The sequence below is a fragment of the Flavobacterium sp. NG2 genome (assembly GCF_034119845.1).
Lineage (GTDB): Bacteria > Bacteroidota > Bacteroidia > Flavobacteriales > Flavobacteriaceae > Flavobacterium.
Map to the genome: position 1 here is coordinate 51,901 of NZ_CP139420.1, position 13,234 is coordinate 65,134.

Sequence of the window (13,234 nt, forward strand, 5' to 3'; positions counted from 1 at the left end):
CTTACAAATTTTAACTATTCTGTTTTGATAACTAAAGAAAATATATTGGCAATAGCCAAAAAAACCATTTTATCTGAAAGCGAAGCTATTGCAAAACTAACTGATTTTCTGGATGATGATTTCTACCAAGCTGCACAAACTATTTACCAATCAAAAGGCAGATTAGTCATAACAGGCATTGGAAAAAGCGCCATTATTGCACAAAAAATGGTCGCGACATTTAACTCCACTGGTACCCCATCATTATTTCTTCATGCTTCTGAAGCCATTCATGGCGACTTAGGAATGATTCAAAACGAAGACGTAATTATCTGTATTTCAAAAAGCGGAAATAGTCCTGAAATAAAAGCCTTAGTGCCGCTATTAACACGTTTTGGAAACACTTTGATTGGAATGACAGGAAACACAACCTCATTCCTTGCAAAGGGCTCTAAATATATTTTGAACACAACGGTCGATAAGGAAGCTTGCCCAATTAACCTTGCGCCTACCAATAGCACCACTGCGCAATTAGTAATGGGAGACGCTTTGGCGGTATGTTTAATGGAAATTAGAGACTTTAAGCCCGAAGATTTTGCTGTATATCACCCAGGAGGCGCATTAGGTAAAAAATTATTACTTAAAGTGAGCGACATGATTGAACATAGCTTAAAACCTACAGTCTCACCGGATGCATCTATCAAAAAAGCAATCTTCGAAATATCCGAAAAACGCCTAGGTGTTACTGCAGTTGTTGAAAATAATTCTGTCATAGGAATCATAACCGATGGTGACATTCGTAGAATGCTTAATGAAAGAGACAGTTTTTCTGAATTAACAGCTCGAGATATAATGACCAAAAACCCTAAAATTGTTCAATCATCAACCATGGCAGTTGACGCATTAAATATCCTAGAAGACTTTTCAATCACACAATTAATAGTGGTCGACAATAATGAATATAAAGGTGTATTACATTTACATGACATCTTAAAAGAAGGAATCATATAATGGCAAAAAAAAACTTAAACGAGATGTCTTTTTTAGATCATCTTGAAGACTTAAGATGGCTATTAGTTCGCAGCACTATTGCGATCATTATCATGGCGTTTGTCACTTATTTCATTAGTGACTATCTTTTTGACACTATTATTTTTGGCCCTACAAGACCAACATTTTTCACCTACACCTACCTCTGTGAACTCTCCCATAGCTTAGGTTTTGCTGAAAGTATTTGCATAACCGAAATGCCATTTATCATCCAAAACACAGAAATGGAAGGACAGGTCAATGTCTTCATTTGGATATGTATTCTTGCTGGCTTCATCCTTGCTTTCCCCTATATATTATGGGAAATATGGAAATTTATTGGCCCAGCACTTTATGAAAATGAAAAGAAAAACGCCAAAATATTTATCTTTTTCTCCTCTTTACTTTTCTTTTTAGGAGTTCTTTTTGGCTATTTTGTCATCATCCCGATGTCTGTCAATTTTGTTGCTACATTTACCGTAAGTGATGTTGTTCTGAATCAATTTACCTTAAACTCTTATATTGGAATGGTAAAAACCTCTGTTATAGCAGGTGGATTGTTTTTTGAATTACCAATTATCATTTACTTCTTGACCAAATTAGGACTAGTGACCCCTAATTTTTTAAGAAATTATCGAAAATACGCCATTGTACTTGTACTTATTGTTGCCGCCATTGTCACTCCACCTGATGTTGTAAGCCAAACCATTGTTGCAATACCAATGCTATTGATATATGAAGCGAGTATCTTCCTATCAGTATTTGTGTCCAAAAAAGAAATCGATTCGTAACAAATAATTATGATTAATGTCTGCTGTTTATTCGTTAATTTGCAAAGAATAAACAGGGTATTGAATAAACCAACAAGAGAAAATGATTTTAAGAGCTGACAATTTAGTAAAAACATACAAAGGAAGAAGTGTTGTAAAAGGTATTTCAGTAGAAGTGAATCAAGGCGAAATCGTAGGTCTTTTAGGTCCAAACGGTGCTGGTAAAACGACATCCTTTTATATGATTGTAGGATTGGTAAAACCAAATGCCGGAAACATTTACCTTAACGATTTGAACATTACCGATTACCCGATGTACAAACGAGCACAACAGGGAATAGGCTATCTAGCTCAGGAAGCTTCTGTTTTCAGAAAATTAAGTATTGAAGACAACATCTTAAGTGTACTACAACTAACCCAACTTTCAAAAGAAGCTCAAATTGCTAAAATGGAAAGCTTGATAGCTGAGTTTAGCTTAGAGCATATTCGTACCAATCGAGGGGACTTACTTTCTGGAGGTGAACGTCGTCGTACTGAAATCGCACGTTGCTTGGCAACTGACCCTAAATTCATTTTGCTTGACGAACCTTTTGCAGGAGTTGACCCTGTAGCGGTAGAAGACATTCAGCGTATTGTTGCTCAGTTGAAAAATAAAAACATTGGCATCTTAATAACGGATCACAACGTTCAGGAAACACTTGCGATTACTGACAAAACCTATTTGATGTTTGAAGGAGGAATTCTGAAAGCTGGAATCCCTGAAGAGCTAGTAGAAGACGAAATGGTACGAAGAGTTTATTTAGGACAAAATTTCGAATTGAGAAAAAAGAAAATTGAGTTTTAAAAAATCCAATCTTTAACTTCAATTTTAAACACAAATTTCACAGATTTACACAAATTTAAAACCTTCAATATTTCACGAATTAGCAAGCTTAAGGCAGTAAATTTGTGTAATTCAATATACAACATTACAATTTGTGTAATTCGTGTCAAACTTTTATAGTCTATTCAACAGTAATAAACTGCAATTGTTGTAAATCCCCGTTAAAGATATTTAAATCTACATTTCCACTTATTCCTGGTACAGTTCCTTTTTCGGTAAATTGCCAGAACAACCAATCCTCATTGATTTTTTCTCTGTAAAAATTGTAATTTGCTATCCAAAAAAGATAATCCTTAAATTCTTCTTTCAAGAAATCATCATAATATTTTTCACCTGTGTAAATTATTGGCCTCACTTTATAATGCGCTTCTACTTTATCTAGCCAACGTTTTAATCCTATTTTAAGCCTACCTATAGATTGATTTTCAGCTAATCTTTCAATATCCAAAACAGGTGGCAAATCGCCTTTATTCAAACGAACCGTTTTGATAAAAAGTGCTGCTTGTTCCAATGAATTTTCATTAGGTCGATAATAATGATAAGCACCTCTAATCATTTTATTGCTTTTGGCGCCAAGCCAATTTTTCTCAAATTTTCGATCCAAACGATCACTACCTACAGTAGCCCTAATCAACACAAAATGAATAGGAAATTGATTCTCAAGCGTATCAACATACGACCAGCTGATATCTCCTTGATATTCTGAAACATCTATTCCAATTGATTTTCCATCAATTTTCACCAAAACCTGATGATTACGAATATCCGAAAGCCTTTTGTCCTCCGCTTTTTCACTTAATATCTTATCTGTTTTAAAACTAAAATAATAGGCTAATCCATTTCGATAATGATACAACAAAAGAAAAAAGATACCAACACAAAATAACAATACTGAATAACGCAGGAACTTACCGTAAAACAAAGTCGTTTTCTTTTTGCTCTTCCTAACGACTGTGGATTTTCTGCGAACCGTTTTCTTTTTCATCCAACAAATTAATTCTTGATTAACTTGTTATTTACCACTGAAAGTAAAACATAAAACAGGATTAACAATGAAATCCCTAGGAAATGGAAAAAGAAAACCAATAAAAATGAAACTACTAAAAACAGAATTTGTAGAAGATTATCTTTCACTGTAAACTTTTTTAGTTTTAATGAAAATAATGGAATTTCAGCATTTAAGATATATGCACTCCCCAAAACAATAGTGAATAAAAGCCACTGATTAGTCAAGGCTTCTAGTACAATTAATGAATCTGAATATTGTAAAACCAATGGTAAACTCAAAATAAATAATGCATTAGCTGGTGTTGGCAACCCAATAAAAGAATCCGTTTGACGGGTATCAATATTGAAATTAGCCAAACGATAACAAGAACCTAAAGTTACAATAAACCCTAAATAAGGAACGAAAGGACAGCTTGAAATTTCATGTTGACTATTGGACAACATCGCAAACATGACATAGCCCGGCACAACACCGCTCGTTACCATATCAGCCAATGAATCTAATTGCAACCCTAATGGACTCGAAACCTTAAATAAACGAGCAAAAAAACCATCAAAAAAGTCGAAGAAGATGCCTAAGCACACAAAATAAAAAGCAAATTCAAAATTAGATTGAGTGGCAAAAACCAAAGCAATACAACCAGAAAAAAGATTCAATAAAGTAATTAAGTTGGGAACATGCTTTTTAATGCTACTCATAATTCAAGAAATTTTGTTCGGACAAATTTAACACAATAGTCCGAATGAAACTGTAGTTTTTTACTATAGATTTTCAACAACAATAACTTCTTTTATCTTTATTTGTCATTAAACAGAAAGAAGCTCACTAAAAAATTATATTTTTGATGCAAAATAACAACCTTTGTGTTTTAAAATCATACAATTGAAAAAAATTCAATACTTCATTTTAGCTTTAATTTGCGGTACAACCTATAGTCAAACCGTTAGGAAATATTCCAATGAATTCATGAATATAGGAGTAGATGCAGCCGCATTAGGGATGGCTAATAGTGTCGTTTCTTCTACAAACGATGTTAATTCTGGTTATTGGAATCCTGCAGGCTTGCTTCACCTAGAAGACCACCAAGTTTCGTTAATGCATGCCAATTACTTCGCCAATATTGCACAATACGATTATATCGCTTATGGAAGTCCTATCGACGATCAAAGTGCTTGGGGAGTTTCATTGATTCGTTTTGGCGTGGACGATATCCTAAACACAACCGAATTAATTGATAGCCAAGGAAATATTGACTACAACAGAATAAGTCTTTTCTCGACTGCCGATTATGGATTTACTTTTTCATACGCCCGAAAACTTCCGCTTGATGGTTTACATTATGGTGTGAACGCTAAAATAATCAGAAGGGTAATTGGTAAATTTGCCAGTGCTTGGGGATTTGGATTTGATGCTGGAATCCAATACGAACGAAATAATTGGAAATTCGGTTTAATGGCCAGAGACATTACCACAACCTATAATGTTTGGAACATTAACGAAGCGGAGTACCAAAAAGTAGCTGATGCCGTGGAAGGACAAAATCAAGATTTACCAGAATCTACTGAAATCACAGCACCAAAATTACAACTTGGACTATCTAAAAAATTCATCTTTCATTACGATTATAGTCTTTTGGCTGCAGCCAATATGAATATGCGCTTTACACAAACAAATGACATTATCTCGACCAAATTTGCCAGTATCGACCCCGCATTAGGATTTGAATTTGGCTATACCAATTTAGTTTTTGTGCGTGCAGGAGTTGGAAATTTCCAAAACGTAGAACAACTAGACAGTAGCAAAAAGGTAGAATTCCAACCCAACATTGGCTTAGGTTTCAAATACAAAGGCATACAAGTCGATTATGCCTTGACAAATTTAGGAAATCAAAACACAACATTATATTCCAATATATTTTCACTAAAAGTAGACTTAGGACTATTCAGAAAATAAAAAACACAACACCCAATGCTAATGAGAACCAACCGTTTGAGCAAACTGATTTGTTTTTCTTTCTTTTTATTATCGTGTTCACTTTCCTCATTTTGCCAAAATCCAATTTTATCGAATAATACACAAGTTAGTATTCTAACATGTGGTACAGGAAATGAATCATACTCTCTGTTTGGTCATACTGCAATCAGAATTTCAGATATTGAAAATAATTTAGACCTTGTTTACAATTACGGTGCATTTGACTTTAACACACCCAATTTTGTTGCCAAATTTGCCAAAGGAGATTTACAGTACTTCGCAATTACACATCCTTACGATAATTTCATATCGCAATACATTTATGAAAGAAGAGCCGTTTACGAACAAGAACTCAATCTCAGTCTTGATTTAAAACAAAAGTTATTTGATAATTTAAATGCCTCTTTAGCCTCTGGAGACAGTTATTACACCTATAAATTTATTGATAAAAACTGTACTTCAATGGTAGTTGACATCATCAATCAAACCTTAGGTGAAAAGGCAATATCAAAAAAGATAGACACTGAACTTACCTACAGAACAATCTTGTTTCCTTATTTTGACAATCATTTTTACGAACAATTAGGAACCAGCATCATTTTTGGCCCCAAAGTAGACCAAAAAGGAGATCATATTTTTTTGCCATTAGAATTAATGGAAAATCTAAAACTTGCCAAATTTAAGAATCAAAACCTAGTTGAAAAAGAAACAAAAACAATTTTAAATTTTGAAGATAATTTGGAACACTCTTGGTGGAACAATTGGTATTCTTATCTTATAATACTGGGATTAATTATCGTACTACATAATCGAATTATTAATCAAACCTACTTTTTCATCCTTGGAGTAATTGGAATTCTTTTTGTTTTCTTAGGTTTTTACTCAGGACATTTAGAATTAGCCAATAATTACAATATATTATTATTCAACCCTTTATTCATCTTATCATTCCTTTTTTACACCAAAAAAGAAATCCAATGGATTTACTACCTAACCCTTTTTAACCTTTTATTATTGGCCATATATGCCGTTGTATTAATCAATAAAGCCCATTTATTAATTATACTCCCTTTAATAACTACTAATACTTTTCTTTTAACAAAATTAGTATTACATCACAAAAAAAATGTTACTAATATTATGTAATTTGATTTTTCATTATTGACCCCTATAAAACAAAACGGTTGTAATTGTTTTAAGTGTAATATTTAAATCCAGATAAAAGCTACGGTGTTTGATATAATACAAATCATATTGTAATTTAATTAAACTATCCTCAATGTTTTCACCATAAGAATAGTTTACTTGAGCCCAACCTGTAAGACCAGGTTTTACAATATGCCTTGTTTCGTAAAACGGCATATTACCCGCAATTTGTTTAACAATCTCAGGTCGTTCAGGTCTAGGCCCTATAATTGCCATATCTCCTTTTAAAATATTGATAACCTGTGGGATTTCATCAATTCTTGTCTTTCTGAGAAACTTCCCAAAAGAAGTAATTCTTTGGTCATTTGTAGTAGCAAATACGGCTCCATTTAATTCCGCATTTTTAATCATCGTTCGCAATTTTAATATTTCAAACGGAACACCATCTTTCCCAATTCGTTTTTGAGTATAAAACAATCCCCCCCTATTAGCTATTACATTTCCGACTATAATAAAGGGCAAAAGAATAAGTCCAAAAAACAGCCCTAATAATGACAATATAATTTCAAAAATGCGAACAACTGACAGGTACAATTTATTTTGATTACTTCGGCTAAAGGGGAAAAAACGATAAAAATCTCTAGCAATATACTGCACCGGAATGCGCTGGGTTTTACTCTCATAAACCTGCGAATAGTCTCTAATAATTTTCCCCGATTCCAGTAATCGCATTAATTGCTGATACAATTCTGGGGTTATCACTTCACTTGATTGAGAAGCAATCACAATTTCTGAAACAGCATTTTCATTTACAAATGAAGCCATCTCCAACTGTTCTATTCTATCTATATAAGTGGTGTTTAATGACTTATTAATTGATTCTGTATCCGTTGGAACATAGGCAATTATTTTATAATGTGGGTCTATATTTTCAAGACCTAAAACCAATTCTTCGACTTGTTTATCATCGCAAATCAACAATGCACTTTGAATAAAACGATTGGAAGCCAAATAGCGAACATAAAAGAACCGCCATGACATTAAACTTATAAAAACAACTGCATAAAAAACAACAATTTGAATTCTATTTGGAGGAAGTTCAGGTGAAAAAATAGGGGTAAGTAAATAAACTAAAATAGTAAAAGAGACGGTCAACAAGGTACTTTTCAACACTTGCAACTCATTACTCGCCACTTGAAGATGATACAATTCAAAAACAAGTCCGAAAACCGTAAGATAAGATACAAAAAGAACGATATAAGTTCTGGTCAGCACAACCTCCTTTAAATAATTGACTTCAAAAGTAGTACCAACAAAATATAAAGCAAGCAAAACAAAAAAAACATCAAAAAGATGAAGAATCATTTTTCTTTCTGATATTTCAAAATGTATTTTGTTTTTTGACATAAATAAATCTAGTGATTACCTTCGCAATTTAGCAATTTAGACTTACTTAAACCTCAAAAAGCTAACAAAAATAATAGCTTAAGAATCATCACGCTTTTGACTAGGCGGTATTAACTGAATATTCAACAAAGACAACGAATACACAAAAGCAGGAACCGCAGTTCGCATGGCGGCATGATTAATCGTTAAAAACCAAAAAAGCACAAAACAAATCATAAACATATTAAACGAATTTTCTAGGTATAAGACTAGTGGTGTGAAAATTAAAATTAGTAAGGCAATAACTCCTAAAGAACCATGTTCAGCAAGCATCCGAGTTATCTCATCATGGGAAACCACAAATATCCCTGTTTCAACCTCCCTAATTTCAACTCCCTTAGCCACTCCTACGCCAAAAACAGGATTATTCAAAAACATATTAATTTCTGTTTCAGCAATATCAGATCTCCCGGTAAATTTACTTTCTTTAGTTCTTCCTTTAGAATCTTTATTAGCATATCTTTTATTAATCAATCCCCCTGTTTGAATGGAAGAATATCCCCAAGTCACCATCAATGCCATAGCCATTAATCCCAAGATATAGTTTAATTTAACCTTACCTTTATAATTCGTTTTTATATATAAAAAAAGTAATAAAAAAACAATCATCAACAAGCCCGTAAGCATCCCTCCTCTGGAAAAAGTCACAATTCCACGATAGGTGATATTCAAAGCAACTATTAAGTTGATAATCAATAAAAACTTATTTTTGGATACTAAAATGATTCTAGAAAAAAAAATAAACATCCCTAAACCTAAAAAAGTGGCTACCTGATTAGGGCCAAACCCCCCAGAAGTAGCAAAATTAGACTGTGTACTAGTAACAACATCTCTAAGGTTTGGAGTATAGAAGGTTAAATAAGACATACAAGTCACAATAGGCAAGCCTAATGCTAAAAGAATACTGTTAGTTTGTTCCAGTGTGATTTTTCTTCTAAAAGTATATAATGAAGCTAGCCCCAGACAAACTGGCCCAGAAATATTAAAGGCAATAGTTGTCCTTATATTGGTATCAAAATCCAAAACAAAAGTGGCAATCACCACACTAGGCACTAACAAGATTAGATAAATCCAATAAGGAGTAGCCCCCCTAGAAAATCCTTTATAATACATCCCCATCAACATAAAGATCATTACCCCATATTTTGAAAACTCATAGGATATATTACCGCCAGTCATTCTCAAAAAAACCTCGCTACCTGTGATATAGGCCGCTGCCAAAAGCACTTCATGATTGGCATTCTGCTTTTTCACAACATAATAAACGCCAATAAAAAAAGTTAAAAAACCATATATTTTAGAAGTAATTGGAAACAAATAAACAAAAAAACCAATAAAAAAATGGAGCAAAATCACATACAAATAAGACAAATCCGCTTTTTTCATAATTCAATCTTTTTTAACCATCTTAAATATTGCTGCATTACTGGGTCCTGAGTATATCCTTCAGATATTGTTTTATATAATGCCAGTCCAAAATTAGTTTGTAGTTCACTATTTTCGATTAAAGTTACTACGCATTTATAAAAATTAACCACTTCAAAATCGGTTACTAAAAATCCATTCGAACCATTTTCAATCAGCAAAGGGATATCTCCAACAGCAGTCACAACAACAGCTAGCTTATGTAAGCCATACTCTAATAAAGCAACAGGTAAACCCTCAGATTTCGAACTTAGAATACCAATGTTAGCTTGTTTTAAAACGGTACTAATATCTAGTACTGCCCCATAAACAAAAACCGTTTTTTCAAGATGATAATCTTGAATTTTCTTTTTGATTTGTGTTCCGTACAAATCATTAAAATCTTTCCCTACTAAATGAAAAGTCCAATCAGGATGTGTGTTTTTCATTTTCATGGCTACCTCTAGAATTAAAAAATGATTCTTTTGTTTTCTTAAGTTAGCCAAACAAACGATTCGTTTATTCTTTGCTCCTTTCAAAATTGTTTGTCCTATCTCATCGTTATTTTCAGAAACAAAATTGGGCAAATAAATCACATTTTTAAAATCAAGCTTTTCCTGAGCCCATTTTTTTAATTTTTGATTAACAACGATGATTCCATTAAAAAAAAAGCTACTCCATTGTAAAACAAATGATTTTCGCTCCTCTAAAAAATCACTATCGCCATAATGGTCATGCCATACAATTTTCAGCTTAGGTTGAATTATTTTTAATAATACCGCAATAAAAAAAGAAGTACTATGTGCGTGAACTAGTTCGACTTTGTTTTTTTTTACATAATAACGTAATTGTAATAAAGCTTTAATATCTATTATCCTTTTTCGATTTAAGAAAAGATAACTGACATTCGAATTAATTTGCCCAATCAAATCCCCTTCCTTACGGCTAACTACCAAACCTGAAAAATCAATTTGATGAGCTAGTGTGTTAGCATAATTCACCGCCATTCGTTCTGCTCCACCAGCTTCTAATGAATCTATGAGTTGAAGTATCCGCATTTTATTTTTTCCTTAATAAAACATTAATACTACCTGCCATCAATTCTTGCTCACTAAAAACCTTAAAATCATCATGTATTACTAACGCTTTAAATTTAGAATAAGCAACCGAATTCGCATCTATTCTATCATGTTCAACAAATACAATATCAAATTCCTTTTCAAAAATTGCTAAATATTGTGGTAATCGTAAACGGTTGTGATAATCAAACTTGGTTTGAATTTTATCCCATTCTGTTTCACTATATTTTAAAAAATCTTGTAAAGACAGCGCAGAATCACTGTATGCACGGTGATCACTTGGTGAAATCAAATGCAATACATAACTACCTGTCTTTAAATTTGAACTAAAATAACCATGCATCTTCTTGATATCTATTGGTAAAACATGCTCCAATACAAATCGCGAGACAATTAAATCTACATCTTCTAAATCCCCTTTACAAATGTCCTTTTTAGGAAAATAGCAAACTGCTTCATGCAATGGATATTTTTCATTCTTTTTTATTTCAAAATCTTCATATTTCCTATAAAAATCATTGACTTTCTTTATTTCATTGACATTATAATGCTCATTGACATCATAAGTAACAATCTCTTTTGCTTTTCCCTCAAGAATTAATAGATAAGGCAAAATGGGTACCCAACCTGAACCTAATTCTGCAATCTTCATCCCTTTTAAACTAAGATTATTTTTTTGTAAAATCCCTAGTATGGTATCATAAGTATGTTTTGTTGACTTAATTTTGTCTCCTAAAGTCTGTTTACTCCCTATATCCTGTAAAAAATGATAGAGAAAGTACCCTAGGTTGTCAGGCAAAACTGAAAGTATTTTAAAGATACTAGTTTTTAAACGATGATCCATTTAATATTATTTTTTTAATTTCTTGCTCAAAAACGGTAAGGGTATATTGATTTGACCATTTGTAAGCTTGTTGACTTTTCAAATTGAATTCAGCCTGCTTTTTTATTAATATCTGAATTTGCTGACTATCTTTTTCCAAATCCATGGATAAAATTACGCCTCGCCTACCATAATCTAACATAAAAGGAATACAAGACACTTTTGTTGCCAGTGGCACAGCCCCCCAAAACATCCCTTCAGCAATGGCTTTTGGCCAACCCTCACTCACTGATGGTAACATCACAAAATGACTTTGCTGATAGGCTTCTTTTAAAACAGCCTGGCTTTGATTTCCATTTAACATGACAATAGTACCCAAATTGTGTTCTGAAATATACTTTTCTAAAGCAACTCTCTCAGTACCTTCGCCATATAAATTTAAAAAAACATTGTATCCTTTTTTATGTAATGCTTCTACTAATTGCACAGCATACAAAGGTTTTTTCCCTTTGGATAAAGTACCCACGAATATAAAATTAATGGTAGCTCCCATTTCTTTAGGCTTCCAAACCTTTTTTTCATCCTCTTTATAGGTAGCCGTAAAAAAAGGCATTATGTTTTTAGATTGATTCGGCCATTCTCCATACACTAAAACCTTCATATTACGAGTCAAAAAAGAATTGTTTAAAATCCATTTTTGCAAACGATAACTCCAAGGTTGTCTGGATTGAGAATCCCAATTACCAGCATATTTAGCTGTTTTAGTTTTCGAAGGAAAAAAGACTTGAATCAAACATCCTAACAAACCTACATTTCCAGGGCAACGCAAATGAATATGTTCAGCCCAAATCATCGACTTAAACAAGACAATCACATTATAAAAAATAAAAAAAATAGCTTTAAAAATAGCTACCGTTGAATTTAGATTAAAATCTTTTAGTCTAAAATGATGTTTAAATTCAAAAGGCATTTCTGACATTAAAAGCCCATGTGAGCTACCCCAAACCGGACAACAAAAAGAAATCGTATCCGCATATTTACTCCAAATGACTAATTCCTCGACATAAGGGCTATAAGCATAAACGGAATCCTCTATATATATAAAAGGAGCTGTCGAAACAATTAATAATTTCATTAAATATATCCTTTTGAACCATTATTTGAAATCACTACTGCAGGAACCCCTAAAACAACCTCATCATCCTCAATTGATTGACTTACTAATGAGCAGGCACCTATTAATACTTGATTCCCTATTCTAATTTTACCCGCAATAACTGCATTAGCACCAATATAAACATCATTTCCAATTATAGGAACCCCTCTTTTATCTCCGAAACCAGATACTCCAATAGTTACCCCTTGTGAAATATTACAATTATCCCCAATAATAGAGTTGGCATTAATTATAATACCTCCAAAATGACCAATATAAAAAGAATGACCAATTTTCACCGAAGCAGGAATAGATATACCTGTTATTATTTCAATTGCTTTTTGATATACTAAAGCTATAAACAAAAAAACAGCCCGAAACGGCTGCCAACTAATATTAGTATAAATAAAATGTGCTATTCTATACTGCAAAACAGCCCAAAAACCTTGAGTAAAAAATACAATACCAAAAAAATGGCCACCATATTTTTGGTGTTTTTTATAATCGGATTGTATCAATTGTAATAAATTCATAAT

The 13,234-nt window shown here is 32.7% G+C and carries 13 protein-coding genes; 5 read left to right on the forward strand and 8 right to left on the reverse strand.

Going from position 1 to position 13,234, the window contains the following annotated elements:
* The first annotated feature begins 24 nt into the window (after positions 1 to 24).
* The 3 genes from SLW70_RS00215 (at position 25) to lptB (ending at position 2,622) form a co-directional block, all read left to right on the forward strand.
* The gene (locus SLW70_RS00215) at positions 25 to 990 is read left to right on the forward strand and encodes a KpsF/GutQ family sugar-phosphate isomerase (RefSeq protein ID WP_320889846.1); all 966 of its coding nucleotides are present in this window, start codon (positions 25 to 27) and stop codon (positions 988 to 990) included.
* Positions 990 to 1,799 carry a twin-arginine translocase subunit TatC gene (tatC, locus tag SLW70_RS00220; RefSeq protein ID WP_320889848.1) on the forward strand — a complete coding sequence of 270 codons (810 nt, stop codon included), beginning with the start codon at positions 990 to 992 and terminating at the stop codon, positions 1,797 to 1,799. Before SLW70_RS00215 ends, tatC begins: the two co-directional genes overlap by 1 nt.
* 82 nt (positions 1,800 to 1,881) lie before the next feature.
* Positions 1,882 to 2,622 carry an LPS export ABC transporter ATP-binding protein gene (gene lptB / locus SLW70_RS00225; RefSeq protein WP_320889849.1) on the forward strand — a complete coding sequence of 247 codons (741 nt, stop codon included), beginning with the start codon at positions 1,882 to 1,884 and terminating at the stop codon, positions 2,620 to 2,622.
* A gap of 160 nt (positions 2,623 to 2,782) precedes the next feature.
* Here the strand turns inward: lptB and SLW70_RS00230 are convergent, their stop codons facing one another.
* Positions 2,783 to 3,646 carry a glycoside hydrolase family 25 protein gene (locus tag SLW70_RS00230; RefSeq protein ID WP_320889851.1) on the reverse strand — a complete coding sequence of 288 codons (864 nt, stop codon included), beginning with the start codon at positions 3,644 to 3,646 and terminating at the stop codon, positions 2,783 to 2,785.
* 8 nt (positions 3,647 to 3,654) lie between these two features.
* A complete protein-coding gene (locus tag SLW70_RS00235) occupies positions 3,655 to 4,368 on the reverse strand; it encodes a CDP-alcohol phosphatidyltransferase family protein (RefSeq protein WP_320889853.1) in 714 nt (237 codons plus the stop codon).
* 268 nt (positions 4,369 to 4,636) lie between these two features.
* Here SLW70_RS00235 and SLW70_RS00240 point away from each other — a divergent pair, with 268 nt between their 5' ends.
* A complete protein-coding gene (locus tag SLW70_RS00240) occupies positions 4,637 to 5,623 on the forward strand; it encodes a PorV/PorQ family protein (protein WP_320891728.1) in 987 nt (328 codons plus the stop codon).
* Between the two features lie 15 nt (positions 5,624 to 5,638).
* The gene (locus SLW70_RS00245; RefSeq protein WP_320889854.1) at positions 5,639 to 6,790 is read left to right on the forward strand and encodes a DUF4105 domain-containing protein; all 1,152 of its coding nucleotides are present in this window, start codon (positions 5,639 to 5,641) and stop codon (positions 6,788 to 6,790) included.
* Positions 6,791 to 6,802: 12 nt separating this feature from the next.
* On the opposite strand, the gene SLW70_RS00250 is transcribed toward SLW70_RS00245, so the two are convergent.
* The 6 genes from SLW70_RS00250 to SLW70_RS00275 all read right to left on the reverse strand — a co-directional run bounded on the left by SLW70_RS00250 (position 6,803) and on the right by SLW70_RS00275 (position 13,231).
* Complete coding sequence (locus SLW70_RS00250; RefSeq protein WP_320889856.1) at positions 6,803 to 8,197, reverse strand: exopolysaccharide biosynthesis polyprenyl glycosylphosphotransferase; 1,395 nt, start codon at positions 8,195 to 8,197, stop codon at positions 6,803 to 6,805.
* Positions 8,198 to 8,275: 78 nt separating this feature from the next.
* Positions 8,276 to 9,622: an O-antigen ligase family protein gene (locus SLW70_RS00255; RefSeq protein ID WP_320889857.1), complete on the reverse strand. Its 1,347-nt coding sequence runs from the start codon at positions 9,620 to 9,622 to the stop codon at positions 8,276 to 8,278.
* Positions 9,619 to 10,698, reverse strand: coding sequence for a glycosyltransferase (locus tag SLW70_RS00260; RefSeq protein WP_320889859.1), 1,080 nt, complete (start codon positions 10,696 to 10,698; stop codon positions 9,619 to 9,621). The genes SLW70_RS00255 and SLW70_RS00260 overlap by 4 nt, the downstream gene beginning before the upstream one ends.
* Before the next feature lies 1 nt (position 10,699).
* Entirely contained in the window at positions 10,700 to 11,563 is an 864-nt protein-coding gene (locus SLW70_RS00265; protein ID WP_320889860.1) for a hypothetical protein, read from the reverse strand.
* Positions 11,541 to 12,677, reverse strand: a complete 1,137-nt coding sequence (locus tag SLW70_RS00270; RefSeq protein WP_320889861.1) for a glycosyltransferase — start codon at positions 12,675 to 12,677, stop codon at positions 11,541 to 11,543. The genes SLW70_RS00265 and SLW70_RS00270 overlap by 23 nt, the downstream gene beginning before the upstream one ends.
* A complete protein-coding gene (locus SLW70_RS00275; protein WP_320889862.1) occupies positions 12,677 to 13,231 on the reverse strand; it encodes a serine acetyltransferase in 555 nt (184 codons plus the stop codon). The genes SLW70_RS00270 and SLW70_RS00275 overlap by 1 nt, the downstream gene beginning before the upstream one ends.
* Positions 13,232 to 13,234 lie beyond the last annotated feature (3 nt).

Bases quoted from the DNA above. Each gene is read 5' to 3' on its own strand.
- SLW70_RS00235 (WP_320889853.1), bottom strand. From the start codon at position 4,368: ATGAGTAGCATTAAAAAGCATGTTCCCAACTTAATTACTTTATTGAAT.
- SLW70_RS00260 (WP_320889859.1), bottom strand. From the start codon at position 10,698: ATGCGGATACTTCAACTCATAGATTCATTAGAAGCTGGTGGAGCAGAA.
- tatC (WP_320889848.1), top strand. From the start codon at position 990: ATGGCAAAAAAAAACTTAAACGAGATGTCTTTTTTAGATCATCTTGAA.
- SLW70_RS00275 (WP_320889862.1), bottom strand. From the start codon at position 13,231: ATGAATTTATTACAATTGATACAATCCGATTATAAAAAACACCAAAAA.
- SLW70_RS00245 (WP_320889854.1), top strand. From the start codon at position 5,639: ATGCTAATGAGAACCAACCGTTTGAGCAAACTGATTTGTTTTTCTTTC.
- SLW70_RS00255 (WP_320889857.1), bottom strand. From the start codon at position 9,622: ATGAAAAAAGCGGATTTGTCTTATTTGTATGTGATTTTGCTCCATTTT.
- SLW70_RS00265 (WP_320889860.1), bottom strand. From the start codon at position 11,563: ATGGATCATCGTTTAAAAACTAGTATCTTTAAAATACTTTCAGTTTTG.
- lptB (WP_320889849.1), top strand. From the start codon at position 1,882: ATGATTTTAAGAGCTGACAATTTAGTAAAAACATACAAAGGAAGAAGT.
- SLW70_RS00240 (WP_320891728.1), top strand. From the start codon at position 4,637: ATGAATATAGGAGTAGATGCAGCCGCATTAGGGATGGCTAATAGTGTC.
- SLW70_RS00250 (WP_320889856.1), bottom strand. From the start codon at position 8,197: ATGTCAAAAAACAAAATACATTTTGAAATATCAGAAAGAAAAATGATT.
- SLW70_RS00270 (WP_320889861.1), bottom strand. From the start codon at position 12,677: ATGAAATTATTAATTGTTTCGACAGCTCCTTTTATATATATAGAGGAT.
- SLW70_RS00230 (WP_320889851.1), bottom strand. From the start codon at position 3,646: ATGAAAAAGAAAACGGTTCGCAGAAAATCCACAGTCGTTAGGAAGAGC.